This window comes from Burkholderia ubonensis subsp. mesacidophila (assembly GCF_002097715.1).
Lineage (GTDB): Bacteria > Pseudomonadota > Gammaproteobacteria > Burkholderiales > Burkholderiaceae > Burkholderia > Burkholderia mesacidophila.
Genome location: NZ_CP020737.1, coordinates 2,996,522 through 3,014,945, shown reverse-complemented (window position 1 = coordinate 3,014,945; position 18,424 = coordinate 2,996,522). Strand labels below are relative to the sequence as shown.

The window sequence follows — 18,424 nt, the reverse complement described above, 5'->3', positions numbered from 1 at the left end:
TAGTGCGATGAACCGATTACCGGAACTCGCCGCATCCGAAACGCGCTCGACCCAGGCCGAGCGCGCGGCGCCGTGCGTCCTCGACGATGCGGCGTTGACTGCGCTCGCCGCGCGCATCAGGGCGTGGGGGCGCGAATTGGGTTTCGGGGCGATCGGCATCAGCGATACCGATCTCTCGGAGGCCGAAGCGGGGCTCGCCGCCTGGCTGGAAGCCGGTTGCCACGGCGAGATGGATTATATGGCGAAACATGGGATGAAACGCGCGCGGCCGGCCGAACTTGTGGCCGGTACGCGACGCGTGATCTCGGCCCGGCTAGCCTATCTGCCGGCGCAGACGCTCGCGGGCGACGCGCCGGACGATGCGCACGGCGCGCGCGCGCCGCGCGACTGGCGCGCGCGCGAGCAGGCCCGCCTCGACGATCCGCAGGCCGCCGTCGTGTCGATCTACGCGCGCGGCCGCGACTATCACAAGGTATTGCGCAATCGCCTGCAGACGCTCGCCGAGCGCATCGAGCGCGAGATCGGCGCGTTCGGCTACCGCGTGTTCACCGATTCCGCGCCGGTGCTCGAGGTCGAGCTCGCGCAGAAGGCCGGTGTCGGCTGGCGCGGCAAGCACACGCTGCTGCTGCAGCGCGATGCGGGCTCGCTGTTCTTCCTCGGCGAGATCTACGTCGACATCCCGCTGCCGACCGATGCGCAGACCGCGCCCGACGCGGCGCCCGAGACCCCGGGCGCGCATTGCGGCAGCTGCACGCGCTGCATCGACGCGTGTCCGACCGGCGCGATCGTCGAGCCGTACCGCGTCGATGCGCGGCGCTGCATCTCGTACCTGACGATCGAACTGAAAGGCAGCATCCCCGAGCCGATGCGGCCGCTGATCGGCAACCGCGTGTACGGCTGCGACGACTGCCAGCTCGTCTGTCCCTGGAACAAGTTCGCGCAGGCCGCGCCGGTCGCCGATTTCGACGTGCGTCACGGGCTCGACCGCGCGACGCTCGTCGAGCTGTTCGGTTGGAGTGCCGACGAATTCGACGCGCGGATGCAGGGCAGCGCGATCCGGCGCATCGGCCACGAATGCTGGCTGCGCAATCTCGCGGTCGGCCTCGGCAACGCGTTGCGCGCGCCGCGGGAACGGCTCGCGCCGGCCGCGCGCGACGCGATCGTCGCCGCGCTGCGCGCGCGCGCCGACGATCCGTCGCCGCTCGTGCGCGAGCATGTCGAGTGGGCGCTGCGGGCGGCGTGAAGGCGGCGTAAAGTGGCGGTTCGACAGGTGTCAGGCTGCGGCCGCGCTTGCCGGCGCAGCGCCGGCGGGACGGGCGGCGCGCCGGCTGCAATTCTTTCGGCTTGGCACGGGATGGGCGTGCGAAGCATGGGACCGGAGACAGTAATGTTCAACGCAGTAATCTATGCGCCATTCGGCAAGGTCGGCATCCGCACGGATGCGGGCGTGGTGCGCGAGATCGTCTATCTGCCCGAATCGGTGAAATCCGTCGATCCGGACACGCCGCTCGCGAAGCGCGCGGTCGAGCAGATCGAACGCTATTTCGAGCGCGCGTCGGCGACCTTCGACCTGCCGCTCGCCGAGGTCGGCACCGCGTTCCAGCACCGCGTGTGGAATGCGATCTGCGAGATCCCGCCGGGCGTCGTGCTGACTTACGGGCAGGTTGCGAAACAGATCGGCAGCGCGCCGCGCTCGGTCGGCCAGGCGTGCGGCGCGAACTATTTCCCGCTCGTGATCCCGTGCCATCGCGTCGTCGCGTCGGGCGGCATCGGCGGCTTCGCGAACCACGACGACGGCTACTACCTCCGGGTGAAGCGCTGGCTGCTCGCGCACGAGGGCGTGCCGTACCGATGAGCGAACCGCTGCTTTCCCCGGAGGCCGCCGACGACGCGGCCGCGTCGCCGGCGCTGCTCGCGAGCCGCGCGTCGATCGACGTGTTCTGCGACGCGTTGTGGCTCGAGCACGGCCTCGCGCGCAATACGCTCGACGCATACCGCCGCGATCTGGCGCTGTTTGCGCAGTGGCTCGCGGCGACGCACGACGCGTCGCTCGACGTCGCCGACGAGACGATGGTGACGGGCTACATCGCCGCGCGCAGCGACGGCAAGGCGACGTCGTCGAACCGGCGCCTGTCGGTGTTCCGTCGCTATTACGGCTGGGCCGTGCGCGAGCATCGCGCGAGCGCGGACCCGACGCTGCGGATCACCTCCGCGAAGCAGGCCGCACGATTTCCGTCGACGCTGTCCGAAGCGCAGGTCGAGGCGCTGCTCGGCGCGCCCGATGTCGACACGGCGCTCGGCCTGCGCGACCGCACGATGCTCGAGCTGATGTATGCGAGCGGGCTGCGCGTGAGCGAGCTCGTGACGCTGAAGACCGTCGAGGTCGGGCTCAACGAAGGCGTCGTGCGCGTGATGGGCAAGGGCTCGAAGGAGCGGCTCGTGCCGTTCGGCGAAGTCGCGCACGGCTGGATCGAGCGTTACCTGCGCCACGCGCGGCCGGCGCTGCTCGGCGCGCGCGCGGCCGATGCGCTGTTCGTGACCGCGCGCGGCGACGGCATGACGCGCCAGCAGTTCTGGAACATCATCAAGCGCCACGCGCGGCAGGCGGACGTGCGCGCGCACCTGTCGCCGCACACGCTGCGGCACGCGTTCGCGACGCACCTGCTGAATCACGGCGCGGACCTGCGCGTCGTGCAGATGCTGCTCGGCCACAGCGACATCTCGACGACGCAGATCTATACGCACGTCGCGCGCGAGCGCCTGAGGACGCTGCACGCGCAGCACCACCCGCGCGGATAGCGCGGGGCGCCGCGGCTGCGTGCGTCAGAGCATGTCGCGCAGCTTGTGCTTCAGCACCTTGCCGGTCGACGCAGCCGGCAACGCGTCGAGCACGCGGATGTGCGCGGGCCGCTTGTACGGCGCGAGCCGCGCCGCGCACCATTCGTGCAGCGCGGCCTCGGTCGCCGTGGCGCCCGGCGCAAGCTCGACGAACGCGAGCACTTCCTCGTTGCCCTCGACCGGGCGGCCGATCACGGCCGCCTGCACGACGTCCGGGTGCGCGTTCAGCACCTGCTCGACCTCGACCGGATACACGTTGAAGCCGGAGCGGATGATCAGCTCCTTGCTGCGCCCGGCGATCGTCACCGCGCCGTCGGCGTCCTGCCGCGCGAGATCGCCGGTCTTCAGCCAGCCGTCAGGCGTAACCGCCGCGCGCGTCGCATCCGGATTGCGGTAATAGCCGAGCATCACGTTCGGCCCGCGCACGTGGATCTCGCCGACCTCGCCTTGCGGCACGTCGCGGCCGTCCGGCGCGACGATGCGCATTTCGACGCCCGGAATCGGCACGCCGACCGAGCCGTCGGCGCGCGGCGCATCGAGCGGCGTCTGCGCGATCGTGGGGCTGCTCTCGGTCATCCCGTAGCCGTTGTGCAGCGGCACGCCGTACACGCGCTCGACGCGCGCCTTCAGTCCGGTGTCGAGCGGCGAGCCGCCCGAATACGCGAAGCGCAGGCGCGGCGCATGCCACGCATGACCGTGCGTGTGCAGATGCTCGAGCAGCTTCGCATGCATCGCAGGCACGCCCTGGAAGATCGTGATCCCTTCGTCGGCCAGCGCGACGCGCACGGCCTCGGGCGAAAAGCGCGGCGCGAGCCGCAGCGTCGCGCCCGCGTACAGGCTGCCGAGGCAGACCGACGCGAGGCCGTACACGTGCGACACCGGCAGCACCGTATAGACGACGTCCTCGGGCGACACGCGCCGCAGCGCGCTCGACGTCGCCGCGACGTACAGCAGGTTGCGGTGCGACAGCATCACGCCCTTCGGCATGCCGGTGGTGCCGGTCGTGTAGATCAGCGCCGCGCATTGCGCGGCGCCGTCCGCGGCCACCGGCTCGCCGGGCGCGTCCGCGTCGACGCGGTACGACCAGGCGCCGATGTCGATCGCGAGCGCGGGGGCGGGTGTCGCGTCGTGGCGCGCGGCATGCGCGCGCGCATCCGGCGACGCGGCCTCGGCGAACGCGATCAGCTTCGGGCGCGCATGCGCGGCGATCGCGTCGAGCTCGACGGCCGACAGCCGCGCGTTCGACATGAGCGCCCACGCGTCGAGGCGCGCCACAGCGAACAGCAGCACGATCTGCGCGACGCAGTTCTCCGCGACGATCATCACGCGGTCGCCGCCGCGCACGCCGCAGCCGGCGAGCTGCGCGGCGGCCGCATCGATCGCCTGAGACAGTTCGCGGTATGACAGGCGGCGCGCGTCCTCGATCAGCGCCGGGCGATCGGGCGCATGGGCGGCCCAGTGCGCGGGGACGTCGGCGATGCGGCCGGGCAGGGCGGCCAGCAGCGCGTCGACGTCGAGCGGCGCGCACGGAGGGATGGGCGAGATCATGGCGTCTCCTGAAGAGGGGCGGGCAGGCGAAGTTGGCGAACGATCGTGCCATGTCGGCGGGCGCGCCACAATCGGCCATTCGGTCAATAGCGCTTCGCGATGCGCGCAATGATGATGGACGGTGTCGCGTCGGGTTCGCCGCTGCCGCCCGGGTGACGGAAAAGCGGGCCGCGAGTATACCGCCGACGAGAAGCGCGGCGCGCCCCGGCCGCCGTTCCCCATTAAAATGCCGCCATGAGCAAATCCAGACACGTGTCCGAAACGCCCGCGACCCAGCTGCTGCGTCGCCACGCCGTCGCGTTCGGCGAGCATCCTTACGATTACGTCGAGCATGGCGGCACCGGCGAATCCGCGCGCCAGCTCGGCGTCGACGAGCACGTCGTCGTGAAGACGCTCGTGATGGAAGACGAGCACGCGAAGCCGCTGATCGTGCTGATGCACGGCGACCGCACGGTGTCGACCAAGAACCTCGCGCGGCAGATCGGCGCGAAGCGCGTCGAGCCGTGCAAGCCCGACATCGCGAACCGCCATTCGGGCTACCTGGTCGGCGGCACGTCGCCGTTCGGCACCCGCAAGGCGATGCCGGTCTACGTGGAGTCGACGATCCTCGAATTGCCGACGATCTACCTGAACGGCGGACGCCGCGGCTATCTGGTCAGTCTTGCTCCGTCGGTCCTGACGACGCTGCTGCGCGCGCAGCCGGTGCAATGCGCAAGCGTCGACTGAGGGTTTCACCTTCGTGGCAGCCCGCGCTGCTTCGGTAGAATGAGCGCCGCTTCGGCCCGCCGTCGCGGCCGTCCGTCCATCGATACGTTGAAAGAAGAGTCATCCGCATGCAGATCCTGCTCGCCGCCGTCGTTGCCTACCTGATCGGCTCGGTGTCGTTCGCCGTCGTCGTCAGCGCCACGATGGGCCTGGCCGATCCCCGTTCGTACGGTTCGAAGAACCCCGGCGCCACCAACGTGCTGCGCAGCGGCAACAAGAAGGCCGCGATCCTGACGCTCGTCGGCGATGCGTTCAAGGGCTGGGTCGCCGTCTGGCTCGCGCGGCGCTTCGGCCTGCCCGATGTCGCGATCGCATGGGTGGCGATCGCGGTGTTCATCGGCCACCTGTACCCGATTTTCTTCCGCTTCCAGGGCGGCAAGGGCGTCGCGACCGCGGCCGGCGTGCTGCTCGCCGTGCACCCGGTGCTCGGGCTGGCGACCGCGCTGACCTGGCTGATCATCGCGTTCTTCTTCCGCTACTCGTCGCTCGCGGCGCTCGTCGCGGCGGTGTTCGCGCCGGTGTTCGACGTGTTCCTGTTCGGCACGCGCCACAACCCGGTCGCGTGGGCCGTGCTCGCGATGAGCGTGCTGCTCGTGTGGCGTCACCGCAGCAACATCTCGAAGCTGCTGGCGGGGCAGGAAAGCCGGATCGGCGACAAGAAGAAGGCGGCCGGGAACGGCAACGCGCAGGACGGCGGGAAGGCCTGAGGAGGCCGGCCGGAGGAACGCGCCGGGCGCATCGCGCAGCCCGGCGGTGTGACGCGACCGGTCAGTCGCGGAAGTTGTTGAAGTCGAGCGGGGTGTCGGTCACGTCCTTGCGCAGCATCGCGATCACGCTCTGCAGGTCGTCGCGCTTCGTGCCCGACACGCGCACCGCGTCGCCCTGGATGCTCGCCTGCACCTTGATCTTGCTGTCCTTCACGAGCCGCACGATCTTCTTCGCGAGATCGCCGGTCACGCCTTTCTTCACGGTGACGATCTGCTTGACCTTGTCGCCGCCGATCTTCTCGATCTTGCCGTAGTCGAGGAAGCGCACGTCGACGTTGCGCTTGGCCAGCTTGCCGATCAGCACGTCCTTGACCTGGCCGAGCTTGAAATCGTCGTCGGCAAACAGCGTCAGTTCGCGTTCCTTCTGCTCGACGCGGGCGTCGGAGCCCTTGAAATCGAAGCGCGTCGAAATTTCCTTGTTCGACTGCTCGATGGCGTTCTTCACTTCGATCATGTTCGCTTCGCTAACGACGTCGAACGATGGCATGGCATTCTCCCTGTAAAACGCGCGGGCCCGGCTTGCGCGCGGGCACTCGCTATAATTGCGGACTGTTTGCCATTCTACCGATGCCCCTTCGTTTGCCCAAGGCCGGCCGCCTGCCGTCCGGGCAAGTTCGGGCACGCCCGACCGCGATTGCCGATGCTTCCAGCCGATTCCACCCTGTCGCTGCTTCCCGACCATCCGCTCGCCGCGCACAACACGTTCGGGTTCGACGTGAGCGCGCGGCTGGCCGCGCGCGTGACGCACGCCGCCCAGTTCGCGGCGCTGCATCGCGACGCGCGCGTCGCGAACCTGCCGCTGCTGGTGCTCGGCGGCGGCAGCAACGTCGTGTTCACGCGCGACTTCGACGGCCTCGTGCTGCTGGACGAGATCGCCGGCCGTCGCGTCGTGCGCGAGGACGACGACGCGTGGGTCGTCGAGGCGGGCGGCGGCGAGAACTGGCACGCGTTCGTCGCGTGGACGCTCGAGCAGGGCATGGCCGGCCTCGAGAACCTGGCGCTGATTCCCGGCACGGTGGGCGCCGCGCCGATCCAGAACATCGGCGCGTACGGGCTCGAGATGAAGACATATTTCGATTCGCTCGTCGCCGTCGAGCTGGCGACCGGCCGCAGCGAGCGCTTCGACGCCGCGCGCTGCGCGTTCGGCTATCGCGACAGCATCTTCAAGCGGGAAGGCCGCGGGCGCTACGCGATCGTGTCGGTAACGTTCCGGCTGCCGAAGCGCTGGACGCCTCGGCTCGGCTACGCGGACGTGTCGCGCGAACTCGATGCGCGCGGCATCACGCCGGACACGGCGACAGCGCGCGACGTGTTCGACGCGGTGGTCGCGATCCGTCGCGCGAAGCTGCCCGATCCGCTCGCGCTCGGCAATGCAGGCAGCTTCTTCAAGAATCCGGTGATCGGCGCGGCGCAGTTCGACGCGCTGCGCGCACAGGCGCCCGATATCGTGTCGTATCCGCAACCGGACGGGCAGGTGAAGCTCGCGGCCGGCTGGCTGATCGACCGCAGCGGCTGGAAGGGGCGCGCGCTCGGTGCCGCGGCCGTGCACGACCGGCAGGCGCTCGTGCTCGTCAACCGCGGCGGCGCGACGGGCGCCGAGGTGCTCGCGCTCGCGCGGGCGATCCAGGACGACGTGCGCGCGAAATTCGGCGTCGAGCTGGAGCCGGAACCGGTGTGCCTGTAAGGCGGACCGCCCCGCCCGCGTAACGGCGGCGCGCGAATGTCGCGCCGTTGCGCCGCCTGTCCATCCCCATCGATGTCGTCGCGTTCATCTCTCACGTCCTTTCCTTGACTCTCATTTAACCTTGAAGTTAAATGAGATCATGCGTTCCCCATCCGATTCCCTGTCCGCGGTGTTCGCCGCACTTGCCGACCCGACCCGCCGCGCGATCCTGCTACGGCTGGCCGAGGGCGCGGCGCCCGTCGGCGAGCTGGCCCGGCCGTTCGACATCTCCGCACCGGCCGTTTCGAAGCACCTGCGCGTGCTGTCCGAGGCGGGACTGATCGAACGGGAAGTCGACGCGCGCTGGCGGATCTGCCGGCTGCGCGCCGACGGGATGCGTGATGCGCACGGCTGGCTCGAAACCTATCGCCAGTTTTGGGAAGACAGCCTCGATCGTCTGAAGGTGTTCGTCGAACAGTCGAGCGCGGAGCGCGACGCCGGCGACGCCTGCCCACCCGCTCCGTCCCCCGAGGAGAAGCCATGAGTCAAGCAGCGACGTTTCATCTGGAAATGGACCGCTTCATCCGCGCGTCGCGCGAACGTGTGTTCGACGCGTTCACCAGCGAGACCGCGCTGGCGGCCTGGCATTGTCCGCGCGGGATGAGCGTGGTCGAAGCGAGCGCCGACGCGCGGGTCGGCGGCAAGTACCGGATCGTGATGGGCGGGCGCGACGGCTCGCAGCACATCGCGGCAGGCGAATACCAGAAGGTCGACCGCGTCGATTTTCTGGCTTACACGTGGGCGTGGGAGGCGGGCGAGATGCCGTCCGAGCTCAAGACGCTGATCGAGGTCACGTTCACCGACCAGGACGGCGGCACGCACTTGCACATGCGTCACAGCGGTTTTCCGGACGAGCGGACGCGCGATTCGCACATGGGCGGCTGGCAGTCGGTGTTCAACCGGCTCAGCGACCTGCTGGACCCGGAAGGCAGCGCGGGAACGGTGCGCGTGTTCGGCGATCCGCGCAGCACGTATGTCCGCACGGTGCGGATGGCGCTCGCGGAGAAGGGCGTCGCCTATGCACTCGAATCGCTGCCGCCGCATTCGCCGGAAATGCTCACGCACAACCCGTTCGGCCGCATTCCGGCCTTTGCTGACGGGCCGGTCGAGTTCTATGAAACCCGGGCGATCCTCGGCTACATCGACGAAGCGTTCGACGGCCCGAGCCTGCTGCCGCAATGGGGCGTGACCGCGCACGCGCGCGGCGAGCAGTGGATCAGCCTGATCAATTGCCATGCGTACGACGCGATGGTGCGCCGCTACGTGCTGCAGTACGTGTTTCCGAAGGGCGAGAACGGCCAGCCCGATCACGCGGTGATCGACGCTGCGCTGCCCGACATCGACAAGCATCTGCAGGTGTTCGATGCGGCGTACGGCGCGCGCGACTATCTGGTCGGTACGGCGCTGTCGATGGCGGACCTGTTCCTCGCGCCGATCCTCGCTTACGTCGGCATGTTTGCCGAGGGCGCCGAGCTGTTGAAGAAGTATCGCAACATCGAGCGTGCGCAGGCGGCGATGCGGGCGCGGCCGAGCTTCACCGCCACGCAGCCCGTGACGGGTTGACGCGAAGCCGCATGACGCGCGCGGCCGGTGCGTGCGCGCGACCGTCGTGCCGAAGCAGGCGGGCAAATGAAAAAGCGCCGATCGTCGATCGGCGCTTCTCTTCGTCAGGCGGTGCCCGTGGTCAGTGCTTGAGCTGGCCGAGCAGCAGGAATTCCATCAGCGCCTTCTGCACGTGCAGGCGGTTCTCCGCTTCGTCCCAGACCACGCTTTGCGGGCCGTCGATCACGCCAGCCGTCACTTCCTCGCCGCGGTGCGCGGGCAGGCAGTGCATGAAGAGGGCGTCGGGGTTCGCGTGGCCCATCATTTCCTCATCGACGCACCAGTCGGCGAACGCCTGCATGCGCGCCTCGTTCTCGGCCTCGAAGCCCATGCTCGTCCACACGTCGGTCGTCACGAGATCGGCGCCCTTGCACGCTTCGTTCGGATCGTCGAAGACTTCATAGAACGGCGCGCTTTCCGGCGCGACCAGCTTCATGTCGAGCGCATAGCCCGGCGGCGTCGACAGGCGCAGCTTGAAGCCGAGGATTTGCGCAGCCTGGATCCACGTGTACAGCATGTTGTTCGCGTCGCCGACCCATGCGACCGTCTTGCCGGCGATCGGGCCGCGGTGCTCGTAGTAGGTGAAGATGTCGGCGAGCACCTGGCACGGGTGGAATTCGTTGGTCAGGCCGTTGATCACCGGCACGCGCGAATTTTCGGCGAAGCGCTGGATGATCTCCTGCTCGAACGTGCGGATCATGATGATGTCGACCATCCGCGAGATCACCTGCGCGGAATCTTCGACCGGTTCGCCGCGGCCGAGCTGCGTGTCGCGGGTGCTCATGAAGACGGCATGGCCGCCGAGCTGGAAGATGCCGGCCTCGAACGACAGGCGCGTGCGCGTCGAGCTCTTCTCGAAGATCATCGCGAGCGTGCGGTCGTGCAGCGGGTGATAGGTCTCGTAGTTCTTGAACTTGCGCTTCAGGATTCCCGTGCGTTCGAGCACGTACTCGTAGTCTTCCAGCGAGAAATCCTTGAACTGCAGGTAGTGACGAATGGTCTTGGCGGTCATGAAACGAAATGCGGCGGGTTCTACCCGGCCGCCGGGGCCGGACGGCGCCGCCGTCGGATGTGGATAACTTCAAAGCAGCATAAAGGATTTTCTGTGCTTTGACGAGCCACGCCGAAAACCGGGGCGTGATCGTTGCAGACCGTGTCGGCGCGCCGCAGAGGGTGCGCAAAACGACGCGCGATGGCGCGCTGCGGTATAATTGCGCGGTTTTCTCAAGCCCGGCAGGCAAGCATTCCCCCGCTCTGCCGGACACAAGCCGTGCGCTGCACAAATCCGGTGCGGCGTGCCGGGCGGATCGTGCCGACGGCCTGTCTTCAGGCATGCGGCGCGGGCTTACCGGCTTCTTCCTGCTTCGTGTTTGCGTGTCCAGGCCGTCGCCTGCGCATCGCCGGGCCGTCACCTGGGTAACAACATGGCTGAAACCCCTCCGACCGAATACTTCATTCAGGGCATCACGAAAGATGGGAAAACGTTTCGCCCGAGCGATTGGTCGGAGCGCCTCGCTGGCGTGATGGCATGTTTCGGGCCCGGTGCAAGCGGTCCGAATGCGCGGCTGAAGTATTCGCTGTACGTGCGTCCGACGATGCTGGGCGGCACGAAATGCGTGATTCTCGATTCCCGTCTGCGCGACGTCGAGCCAATGGCCTTCGATTTCGTGCTGTCCTTCGCAAAGGACAACAACCTCGTCGTCACCGAGGCGTGCGAGCTGCCCGACTACAGCGAAAAGAAGTAAGTGCCGCGCGCGGGCGCATGCTGCGCCCGGCCGGTGCGTCCATCCGCGCGTGCCGCGTATCGGCGGACGCCGAACCAAACAAAAAAGCCCGCGCATGCGGGCTTTTTCATCGATCGCAGGAAACAGGAACGCCCGCGCGAGGCGGGCGCACCGGATTTACGCTGCTGCCTGCAGGCCCTTGACGGCTGCGGCGAGGCGGCTCTTGCTGCGAGCGGCCTTGTTCTTGTGAACGATCTTCTTGTCGGCGATCGTGTCGATCGTCTTCACGGCAGCCTTGAACAGCTCGGCAGCCTTGGCTTGGTCGCCGGCGTCGACAGCCTTGCGAACAGCCTTGATCGCGGTACGGAATTTCGAGCGCAGCGCCGAGTTGTGCGAGTTTGCCTTCGCTGCCTGACGGGCGCGCTTGCGTGCTTGTGCGGAGTTAGCCATGACGGTTCCTTATCCTGTCCTGTTTCCAGAGCTTGGAGCCTGACGGCCAAGCGCTGCTTTTCGATCCGTCCCCTGAGAGCGATTGCCCAGGGGCGCATAAAAAACGTTGGTTTTATCCGAGACCGAGACACGAAAACGGCAGGTGCCGCGCATGCAACAGGCTCAGAAACCGATGATTATAGCAACAAAATCAAGCGCGTGGCAAGTTTGGCGTCGCTTGCCGCGGGGAAAGGGCGCAACGGACGTCCTTTTCGGCCTGCACCGTCGCCGGGCCGCGCAACGTCCGTATAATAAGCGCCCCATGAATCTATTCCGAGCCCTGCTGACGGTCAGCGGCTTCACGCTGCTGTCGCGCGTGACCGGACTGGCCCGTGAGACGCTGATCGCCCGTGCGTTCGGCGCCAGTCAATATACCGACGCGTTCTACGTCGCTTTCCGCATACCGAACCTGCTGCGCCGCCTGTCCGCGGAAGGCGCGTTCTCGCAGGCGTTCGTGCCGATCCTTGCCGAGTTCAAGAACCAGCAGGGGCACGATGCGACGAAGGCGCTCGTCGACGCAATGTCCACCGTGCTCGCGTGGGCGCTCGCCGTGCTGTCGGTGGTCGGCATCGTCGGCGCCTCGTGGGTCGTGTTCGCGGTCGCGTCCGGGCTGCGCACCGACGGGCAGGCGTTCCCGCTCGCCGTCACGATGACGCGCATCATGTTCCCGTACATCGTGTTCATCTCGCTGACGACGCTCGCGTCCGGCGTGCTGAACACGTACAAGAGCTTCTCGCTGCCCGCGTTCGCGCCGGTGCTGCTCAACGTCGCGTTCATCGTCGCGGCGGTGTTCGTCGCGCCGCACCTGAAGGTGCCCGTGTACGCGCTCGCGTGGGCGGTCATCGCCGGCGGCGTGCTGCAGTTCCTGGTCCAGCTGCCCGGTCTGAAGAAGATCGACATGGTGCCGCTGATCGGGCTCAACCCGCTGCGCGCGCTGCGGCATCGCGGCGTGAAGCGCGTGCTCGCGAAGATGGTGCCGGCCACCTTCGCGGTGTCGGTCGCGCAGCTGTCCCTCATCATCAACACCAACATCGCGTCGCGGCTCGGGCAGGGGGCGGTGTCGTGGATCAACTACGCGGACCGGCTGATGGAGTTCCCGACCGCGCTGCTCGGCGTCGCGCTCGGCACGATCCTGCTGCCGAGCCTGTCGAAGGCGCACGTCGACGCGGACGCGACCGAGTATTCGGCGCTGCTCGACTGGGGGCTGCGCGTCACGTTCCTGCTCGCCGCGCCGAGCGCGCTCGCGCTGTTCTTCTTCGCGGCGCCGCTCACGGCGACGCTGTTCAATTACGGCAAGTTCGACGCGTTCACCGTGACGATGGTCGCTCGCGCGCTTGCGACCTACGGGATCGGTCTCGTCGGCATCATCCTGATCAAGATCCTCGCGCCGGGCTTCTACGCGAAGCAGGACATCAAGACGCCGGTGAAGATCGCGATCGGCGTGCTCGTGGTCACGCAGTTGTCGAACTACGTGTTCGTGCCGCTGATCGGCCACGCGGGCCTCACGCTGAGCATCGGCGTCGGCGCGTGCCTGAATTCGCTGCTGCTGTTCATCGGCCTGCGCCGGCGCGGCATCTACCTGCCGTCGGCGGGCTGGTTGCGCTTCTTCGCGCAGCTCGCCGGCGCATCGCTCGTGCTCGCGGGCGCGATGCACTGGTTCGCGATCAGCTTCGACTGGACCGGGCTGCGCGCGCAGCCGATCGAGCGCATCGCGCTGATGGCCGCGTGCCTCGTGCTGTTCGCTGCACTATATTTCGGTATGTTGTGGGTGATGGGCTTCAAATACGCTTACTTCAGAAGGCGCGCCAAGTGACGACCGCAATGACCCGCGTCCTCGATTATTTCAGCACGCTCGTGGCGGAGGACGAAAGTCTGCCCGTCACCGAGGCGGCGCTGTCGCTCGCGCAGGACGCGTACCCGGACCTCGACCTGCAGGGCACGCTCGCCGAGCTCGACATGCTCGCGGCGCGCCTGCGCCGGCGGCTGCCCCACGACGCGGGCCTGAAGGACCGCGTCGTTGCGCTCAATGCGTTCTTCTTCAGCGAACTGGGCTTCGCGTGCAATCACAATGACTACTACGATCCTGACAACAGCCACCTGAACATCGTGCTGAAGCGGCGGCGCGGCATCCCGATCTCGTTGTCGGTGCTGTACCTCGAACTCGCGGAGCAGATCGGCGTGCCGGCGCGGGGCGTGTCGTTCCCGGGCCACTTCCTGCTGCGCGTGACGCTGTCGGACGGCGACCTGATCATCGATCCGACCAATGGCCATTCGCTGTCCGAGGCCGAGATGGTCGAGATGCTGGAGCCGTACGTCGCGCGCGCGGCCGGCGCGGTCGACAGCGCGTTGCGCGCGCTGCTGCAGCCGGCGACGAGCCGCGAGATCATCGCGCGGATGCTGCGCAACCTGAAGACGATCTATCTGCAGACGGAACGCTGGCAGCGGCTGCTCGCGGTGCAACAGCGGCTCGTGATCCTGTTGCCGGGGCAGCCCGACGAAGTGCGCGACCGCGGCTTCGCGTATGCGCGTCTCGACTACCTGCGGCCGGCGCTCGAGGATCTCGAGCATTATCTCGACGAGCGGCCGGACGCCGACGACGCGACCGTCGTCGAGTCGCAACTGACCGAATTGCGGCAACGGATGCAGCGCGGCGACGAAGACTGAGCGCGCCACACCCCCGGATGCGAAACGCCCGCCATGCGCATTGCGCGTGGCGGGCGTTTTTTCTGGCGCGCGGGCCGCGCGTTATTTCGGCTGCATCCGGATCGCGCCGTCGAGGCGGATCACCTCGCCGTTGAGCATCGGATTCTCGACGATCTGCCGGACCAGCATCGCGTATTCGGCCGGCTTGCCGAGCCGCGGCGGGAACGGCACCATCGCGCCGAGCGCATCCTGCACCTCCTTCGGCATGCCGAGCAGCATCGGCGTCTCGAAGAGGCCGGGCGCGATCGTCATCACGCGGATCGCGTTGCGCGACAGGTCGCGCGCGATCGGCAGCGTCATGCCGGCGACGCCCGCCTTCGACGCCGCATAGGCGGCCTGGCCGATCTGGCCGTCGAACGCGGCGACCGACGCAGTGCTGACGATCACGCCGCGCTCGCCGAGCGCGTTCGGTTCGTTCGCCGACATCGCGACGGCGGCAAGGCGGATCATGTTGAACGTGCCGATGAGGTTCACGTTGATCGTCTTCGCGAACACGTCGAGCGGATGCGCGCCGTCCTTGCCGACGGTCTTCGCGGCGGGGGCGATGCCCGCGCAGTTCACGAGGCCGCGCAGCGTGCCGGCGCGCGTCGCGGCGTCGATCGCCGCCTGCGCGTCCTCCTCGCGCGACACGTCGCACTTGACGAACACGCCGCCCAGTTCCTGCGCGAGCGCCTCGCCCGCTTCCTGGTTGAGGTCGGCGAGCACGACCTTGCCGCCTTCCTGCGCGAGCATCCGGGCGGTGCCCGCGCCGAGGCCCGATGTGCCGCCCGTGATCAGAAAGACGTTCCCGCGAATCTCCATGACTGTCTCCTTGCTGGTGTACGCGCCGGCCGGCCCGCCTGCATGCGGGCGGCCGAATACGATCGATCCGGCCGATTGTACGGGGCGCCGCTGTCGACCGGAGAAAAGCGAACGATCGTGCGAATAATGCCGGCGCGAAAAAAAAGCCGCCTGGCTCAGGCGGCTTCGCGATGCGGGACGCGGCGCTTACTTCAGCGCGTCGAACGCACGGTCGCGGATCTCGCCGACGGTGCCGAGACCGGAGATCTTCCGGTACTGAGGCGCCTTCAGGCCGTTCTCCTCGCCGCGCGTCGCCCAGTCGCCGTAGTAGGTGATGAGCGGCTTGGTCTGCGCTTCGTACACTTCGAGACGCTTCTTGACCGTCTCTTCCTTGTCGTCGTCGCGCTGGATCAGCGGCTCGCCGGTGACGTCGTCGATACCTTCGACCTTCGGCGGGTTGAACTTGACGTGATAGGTGCGGCCCGACGCCGGATGCGTGCGGCGGCCGCTCATGCGCTCGATGATTTCCGAGAACGGCACGTCGATTTCCAGCACGTAGTCGATCGCGACGCCGGCTTCCTTCATCGCGTCGGCCTGCGCGATCGTGCGCGGGAAACCGTCGAACAGGTAGCCGTTCGCGCAGTCCGCTTCCTTCAGGCGCTCCTTCACGAGGCCGATGATCAGATCGTCCGTCACGAGCTTGCCTTCATCCATGAAGCGCTTCGCCTCGATGCCGAGCGGGGTGCCGGCCTTCACGGCCGCGCGCAGCATGTCGCCCGTCGAGATCTGCGGGATGCCGAATTTTTCCTTGATGAAGTTTGCCTGGGTGCCCTTTCCCGCGCCGGGCGCGCCCAACAGGATCAAACGCATGGTGATATCTCCAAGTATGTAGATTCGTATGGCGAGGCTCAAAGGCGTCGGCAACAACGTGCGCGGGGCTTGCCTGGCGCGCGGCGGGACCGGTCTGACGCGGCGCGTCGGCTCGGCGACGCGCGGCTGCCGGCAGGGCCGCGGGCGGGGTCAAGCGAGGACGCGCAGGTTGCGGACGGCTCGCACAACCGTCCGATTATGCCACGGCTTATTTTGAATCCGGCCGAAAAAGGGCCTGCACGCGTTCGAGATCGGCCGGCGTATCGATGCCGGCTTCGGGCGCGTGCGCGGTGATCATCACGGCGATCCGCTCGCCGTGCCACATCGCGCGCAGCTGTTCGAGCTGCTCGGCCTGCTCGATCGGCGCCTGCGCGAGCGACGGATACGTGCGCAGGAAACGTGCGCGGTACGCGTAGAGGCCGATGTGCCGGTACACCGGAAACGCCGGCGCGGGCATCGCCGCGACGTCGGGCCAGTGCGGCTGGTACGCGTCGCGGCTCCACGGAATCGGCGCGCGCGAGAAGTAGAGCGCGACGCTTTGCGCGTCGAGCGCGACCTTCACGATGTTCGGGTTGAACACGTCGGCCGCCGTGTGGATCGGGTGCGCGGCGGTCGCGATCGCGCAGGCCGGATGCGCGGCCAGGTGCGACGCTACGTCGCGGACCAGCGCCGGGTCGATCAGCGGCTCGTCGCCCTGCACGTTGACGACGACCGTGTCGTCGCTCCATCCGAATGCGGCCGCGACTTCGGCGAGGCGGTCGGTGCCGGACGGATGGTCGGCGCGCGTGAGCACCGCCTCGAAGCCGTGCTCGCGCGCGGCGTCGAGCACGCTCTGCGCGTCGGATGCGACGAGCACCTGCTGCGCGCCCGCTTCGCGCGCCCGTTCGGCGACGCGCACGACCATCGGCTTGCCGCCGAGGTCGGCGAGCGGCTTGTTCGGAAGCCGGGTCGAGGCGAGCCGGGCGGGAATGACGGCGATGAAGGGCTGCGGGTGAGTCATCGGATGGAGCGCAAGCGGGTGACGGAAGCGGCGGGCGGCGCGGGTGCGGCGCCCGCGGGGCGGCAGGGACGCGCCGGGGCCGGGATGAGCGGTCGGGTTTAACGACCGGCCGGGTCGACCGGCGTGCCTTCGACGGTCTGGCGCGCCTCGTCGACCAGCATCACGGGAATGCCGTCGCGGATCGGATAGGCGAGCTTGTCCGCGTTGCAGATCAGCTCCTGCGCGGCGCGGTCATAGTGGAGCGGGCCTTTGCAGATAGGGCACACAAGGATTTCAAGCAGGCGAGCGTCCACGGAGTTTCTCCACAACGAGGGCAATGAGGCGAGGATCGAGCGCGGCTTCGACGGGGACAACCCAGATTCGAGCGTCGCGCCAGGAAGCGCCCAATTTTACTGCATCCTTCTCGGTGATCAGGATCGTGTCGACCTGATCGTCGTCGAACGGATTGTGCGCGAACGCGTAGTGGTCGGGCAGCGCGCGGGTCGCCGGCGCGAGGCCGGCCGCGCGCAGCGTCGCGAAGAAGCGTTCGGGCGCGCCGATGCCGGCCGCCGCGAGCACGCGCTCGCCGGCAAACTGCGACAGCGGGCGGCGCAGCGCCGGCTGGTCGAGATGCCACGCGGCGCCGGGCGCGAGCGCGAGCGCATAAGTGTCGGGCCACGGCGGCAGCGCGCCGCTGTACGGATCGTTGACGAGGGTCGCGTCGCGGCGCCGCGACAGCGGCTCGCGCAGCGGTCCGGCCGGCAGCAGGAAGCCGTTGCCGCCGAGCCGGTGGTCGAACACGACGAGCTCGACCGTGCGCGCGAGGCGGTAGTGCTGCAGGCCGTCGTCGCTAACGATCACGTCGACGTCCGGGTGCGCGGCGCGCAGCGCCTGTGCGGCCGCGACGCGATTCGGGCAGACCCAGACGGGCGCATCGGTGCGGCGGGCGATCAGCAGCGGCTCGTCGCCGGCCTCGCTCGCGCGCGAGCCGGGCGTCACGGGGGTCGGCGTGCGCACGTTCGCGCCGTAGCCGCGCGACACGACGCCGGGCGTGAAGCCCGCGGCGCGCAGCGCATCGACGAGCGCGATCACGGTCGGCGTCTTGCCGGTGCCGCCGACGGTCACGTTGCCGACCACGACGACCGGCACGCCGACGTCGACCGGCTTCTTCCAGCCTTGCGCATAGGCTGCGCGGCGCAGCGCCGCGCACAACCCGAACACGCAGGCGAACGGCGTGAGCGCCCACGCGAGCGCGCCGCGGCGCTGCCATTCGCGCGTGAGGCGCGTCTCGAGCCGGGCGAGCGGGCCGCCGGGCGTGCTCATCGGTCGGCGCGCGGCATGTGGCGCCGCGTGGCGTGGGACGGGGTCGTCAAGGCGAATTCTCCGGATGGCGGCACAGGCCGCGGGTTCTGCGGAAGGCGGCACTCTAGCGCGCGGCGAGCCGGCCCGGCAAGCGCCGCACCGCCACGCCGCAGGCGGGGCCGGATCGCGCGGGCTTGTGGATAACTCTGTGAAGAACCCGGCGGGCGATCGCCGCACATGCCCGTGGGGCGGACCTCGAATCGGATGAGAATCATTCCGGAAGTTTTAAAACGTTTTAAAAATCAAGGCGTTGTCACAAATTGTCAGGGGTTTT

20 protein-coding genes are annotated in these 18,424 nt (G+C 68.3%); 11 read left to right on the top strand and 9 right to left on the bottom strand.

Annotated elements, in window-relative coordinates; translation table 11 throughout:
- Positions 1-7 precede the first annotated feature (7 nt).
- The 3 genes from queG (at position 8) to xerD (ending at position 2,799) form a co-directional block, all read left to right on the top strand.
- Positions 8-1,243, top strand: coding sequence for a tRNA epoxyqueuosine(34) reductase QueG (gene queG / locus B7P44_RS14165; RefSeq protein ID WP_084905140.1), 1,236 nt, complete (start codon positions 8-10; stop codon positions 1,241-1,243).
- Between the two features lie 144 nt (positions 1,244-1,387).
- A complete protein-coding gene (locus tag B7P44_RS14160) occupies positions 1,388-1,855 on the top strand; it encodes a methylated-DNA--[protein]-cysteine S-methyltransferase (RefSeq protein WP_084905138.1) in 468 nt (155 codons plus the stop codon).
- On the top strand, positions 1,852-2,799 hold the full coding sequence (xerD, locus tag B7P44_RS14155) for a site-specific tyrosine recombinase XerD (RefSeq protein ID WP_084905136.1): 948 nt from the start codon (positions 1,852-1,854) through the stop codon (positions 2,797-2,799). The genes B7P44_RS14160 and xerD overlap by 4 nt, the downstream gene beginning before the upstream one ends.
- Before the next feature lie 24 nt (positions 2,800-2,823).
- Here the strand turns inward: xerD and B7P44_RS14150 are convergent, their stop codons facing one another.
- Entirely contained in the window at positions 2,824-4,386 is a 1,563-nt protein-coding gene (locus tag B7P44_RS14150) for a class I adenylate-forming enzyme family protein (protein ID WP_084905135.1), read from the bottom strand.
- Between the two features lie 234 nt (positions 4,387-4,620).
- On the opposite strand from B7P44_RS14150, the gene ybaK reads away from it, so the two are divergent.
- The gene (ybaK, locus tag B7P44_RS14145) at positions 4,621-5,112 is read left to right on the top strand and encodes a Cys-tRNA(Pro) deacylase (RefSeq protein WP_084905133.1); all 492 of its coding nucleotides are present in this window, start codon (positions 4,621-4,623) and stop codon (positions 5,110-5,112) included.
- Between the two features lie 107 nt (positions 5,113-5,219).
- Positions 5,220-5,858 carry a glycerol-3-phosphate 1-O-acyltransferase PlsY gene (plsY, locus tag B7P44_RS14140; RefSeq protein WP_060367140.1) on the top strand — a complete coding sequence of 213 codons (639 nt, stop codon included), beginning with the start codon at positions 5,220-5,222 and terminating at the stop codon, positions 5,856-5,858.
- Between the two features lie 61 nt (positions 5,859-5,919).
- On the opposite strand, the gene B7P44_RS14135 is transcribed toward plsY, so the two are convergent.
- A complete protein-coding gene (locus tag B7P44_RS14135) occupies positions 5,920-6,405 on the bottom strand; it encodes a YajQ family cyclic di-GMP-binding protein (protein WP_084905131.1) in 486 nt (161 codons plus the stop codon).
- Between the two features lie 147 nt (positions 6,406-6,552).
- On the opposite strand from B7P44_RS14135, the gene murB reads away from it, so the two are divergent.
- The 3 genes from murB (at position 6,553) to B7P44_RS14120 (ending at position 9,204) form a co-directional block, all read left to right on the top strand.
- Entirely contained in the window at positions 6,553-7,602 is a 1,050-nt protein-coding gene (murB, locus tag B7P44_RS14130) for a UDP-N-acetylmuramate dehydrogenase (protein ID WP_084905129.1), read from the top strand.
- A gap of 139 nt (positions 7,603-7,741) precedes the next feature.
- The gene (locus tag B7P44_RS14125; protein ID WP_084905127.1) at positions 7,742-8,125 is read left to right on the top strand and encodes an ArsR/SmtB family transcription factor; all 384 of its coding nucleotides are present in this window, start codon (positions 7,742-7,744) and stop codon (positions 8,123-8,125) included.
- A complete protein-coding gene (locus B7P44_RS14120) occupies positions 8,122-9,204 on the top strand; it encodes an SRPBCC domain-containing protein (RefSeq protein ID WP_084905125.1) in 1,083 nt (360 codons plus the stop codon). Before B7P44_RS14125 ends, B7P44_RS14120 begins: the two co-directional genes overlap by 4 nt.
- Positions 9,205-9,325: 121 nt before the next feature.
- Here the strand turns inward: B7P44_RS14120 and argF are convergent, their stop codons facing one another.
- Positions 9,326-10,255, bottom strand: coding sequence for an ornithine carbamoyltransferase (gene argF / locus B7P44_RS14115; protein ID WP_059749657.1), 930 nt, complete (start codon positions 10,253-10,255; stop codon positions 9,326-9,328).
- 412 nt (positions 10,256-10,667) lie between these two features.
- On the opposite strand from argF, the gene B7P44_RS14105 reads away from it, so the two are divergent.
- The gene (locus B7P44_RS14105) at positions 10,668-10,988 is read left to right on the top strand and encodes a DUF3579 domain-containing protein (RefSeq protein ID WP_084905124.1); all 321 of its coding nucleotides are present in this window, start codon (positions 10,668-10,670) and stop codon (positions 10,986-10,988) included.
- A 156-nt stretch (positions 10,989-11,144) separates the two neighbouring features.
- Here B7P44_RS14105 and rpsT read toward each other — a convergent pair whose 3' ends face one another.
- Complete coding sequence (gene rpsT / locus B7P44_RS14100; RefSeq protein WP_006398494.1) at positions 11,145-11,417, bottom strand: 30S ribosomal protein S20; 273 nt, start codon at positions 11,415-11,417, stop codon at positions 11,145-11,147.
- Between the two features lie 301 nt (positions 11,418-11,718).
- Here rpsT and murJ point away from each other — a divergent pair, with 301 nt between their 5' ends.
- A complete protein-coding gene (gene murJ, locus B7P44_RS14095) occupies positions 11,719-13,269 on the top strand; it encodes a murein biosynthesis integral membrane protein MurJ (protein ID WP_084905122.1) in 1,551 nt (516 codons plus the stop codon).
- An 8-nt stretch (positions 13,270-13,277) separates the two neighbouring features.
- On the top strand, positions 13,278-14,120 hold the full coding sequence (locus tag B7P44_RS14090) for a SirB1 family protein (RefSeq protein WP_084906692.1): 843 nt from the start codon (positions 13,278-13,280) through the stop codon (positions 14,118-14,120).
- 81 nt (positions 14,121-14,201) lie between these two features.
- Here B7P44_RS14090 and B7P44_RS14085 read toward each other — a convergent pair whose 3' ends face one another.
- The 5 genes from B7P44_RS14085 to lpxK all read right to left on the bottom strand — a co-directional run bounded on the left by B7P44_RS14085 (position 14,202) and on the right by lpxK (position 18,111).
- Positions 14,202-14,960 carry a 3-hydroxyacyl-CoA dehydrogenase gene (locus B7P44_RS14085; RefSeq protein WP_084905120.1) on the bottom strand — a complete coding sequence of 253 codons (759 nt, stop codon included), beginning with the start codon at positions 14,958-14,960 and terminating at the stop codon, positions 14,202-14,204.
- 186 nt (positions 14,961-15,146) lie between these two features.
- The gene (adk, locus tag B7P44_RS14080; protein ID WP_084905119.1) at positions 15,147-15,809 is read right to left on the bottom strand and encodes an adenylate kinase; all 663 of its coding nucleotides are present in this window, start codon (positions 15,807-15,809) and stop codon (positions 15,147-15,149) included.
- Between the two features lie 208 nt (positions 15,810-16,017).
- Complete coding sequence (gene kdsB / locus B7P44_RS14075; RefSeq protein WP_010090897.1) at positions 16,018-16,809, bottom strand: 3-deoxy-manno-octulosonate cytidylyltransferase; 792 nt, start codon at positions 16,807-16,809, stop codon at positions 16,018-16,020.
- A 98-nt stretch (positions 16,810-16,907) separates the two neighbouring features.
- On the bottom strand, positions 16,908-17,102 hold the full coding sequence (locus tag B7P44_RS14070) for a Trm112 family protein (protein ID WP_010090898.1): 195 nt from the start codon (positions 17,100-17,102) through the stop codon (positions 16,908-16,910).
- The gene (gene lpxK / locus B7P44_RS14065; protein ID WP_084905117.1) at positions 17,083-18,111 is read right to left on the bottom strand and encodes a tetraacyldisaccharide 4'-kinase; all 1,029 of its coding nucleotides are present in this window, start codon (positions 18,109-18,111) and stop codon (positions 17,083-17,085) included. The genes B7P44_RS14070 and lpxK overlap by 20 nt, the downstream gene beginning before the upstream one ends.
- Positions 18,112-18,424 lie beyond the last annotated feature (313 nt).

What these genes read in the sequence shown, in the direction of transcription:
- B7P44_RS14120 (WP_084905125.1), top strand. Translation starts at nt 8,122, where the DNA reads ATGAGTCAAGCAGCGACGTTTCATCTGGAAATGGACCGCTTCATCCGC.
- B7P44_RS14160 (WP_084905138.1), top strand. Translation starts at nt 1,388, where the DNA reads ATGTTCAACGCAGTAATCTATGCGCCATTCGGCAAGGTCGGCATCCGC.
- B7P44_RS14085 (WP_084905120.1), bottom strand. Translation starts at nt 14,960, where the DNA reads ATGGAGATTCGCGGGAACGTCTTTCTGATCACGGGCGGCACATCGGGC.
- adk (WP_084905119.1), bottom strand. Translation starts at nt 15,809, where the DNA reads ATGCGTTTGATCCTGTTGGGCGCGCCCGGCGCGGGAAAGGGCACCCAG.
- argF (WP_059749657.1), bottom strand. Translation starts at nt 10,255, where the DNA reads ATGACCGCCAAGACCATTCGTCACTACCTGCAGTTCAAGGATTTCTCG.
- plsY (WP_060367140.1), top strand. Translation starts at nt 5,220, where the DNA reads ATGCAGATCCTGCTCGCCGCCGTCGTTGCCTACCTGATCGGCTCGGTG.
- B7P44_RS14125 (WP_084905127.1), top strand. Translation starts at nt 7,742, where the DNA reads ATGCGTTCCCCATCCGATTCCCTGTCCGCGGTGTTCGCCGCACTTGCC.
- kdsB (WP_010090897.1), bottom strand. Translation starts at nt 16,809, where the DNA reads ATGACTCACCCGCAGCCCTTCATCGCCGTCATTCCCGCCCGGCTCGCC.
- murJ (WP_084905122.1), top strand. Translation starts at nt 11,719, where the DNA reads ATGAATCTATTCCGAGCCCTGCTGACGGTCAGCGGCTTCACGCTGCTG.
- ybaK (WP_084905133.1), top strand. Translation starts at nt 4,621, where the DNA reads ATGAGCAAATCCAGACACGTGTCCGAAACGCCCGCGACCCAGCTGCTG.
- B7P44_RS14105 (WP_084905124.1), top strand. Translation starts at nt 10,668, where the DNA reads ATGGCTGAAACCCCTCCGACCGAATACTTCATTCAGGGCATCACGAAA.
- lpxK (WP_084905117.1), bottom strand. Translation starts at nt 18,111, where the DNA reads ATGAGCACGCCCGGCGGCCCGCTCGCCCGGCTCGAGACGCGCCTCACG.
- queG (WP_084905140.1), top strand. Translation starts at nt 8, where the DNA reads ATGAACCGATTACCGGAACTCGCCGCATCCGAAACGCGCTCGACCCAG.
- B7P44_RS14090 (WP_084906692.1), top strand. Translation starts at nt 13,278, where the DNA reads ATGACCCGCGTCCTCGATTATTTCAGCACGCTCGTGGCGGAGGACGAA.
- B7P44_RS14150 (WP_084905135.1), bottom strand. Translation starts at nt 4,386, where the DNA reads ATGATCTCGCCCATCCCTCCGTGCGCGCCGCTCGACGTCGACGCGCTG.
- rpsT (WP_006398494.1), bottom strand. Translation starts at nt 11,417, where the DNA reads ATGGCTAACTCCGCACAAGCACGCAAGCGCGCCCGTCAGGCAGCGAAG.
- xerD (WP_084905136.1), top strand. Translation starts at nt 1,852, where the DNA reads ATGAGCGAACCGCTGCTTTCCCCGGAGGCCGCCGACGACGCGGCCGCG.
- B7P44_RS14135 (WP_084905131.1), bottom strand. Translation starts at nt 6,405, where the DNA reads ATGCCATCGTTCGACGTCGTTAGCGAAGCGAACATGATCGAAGTGAAG.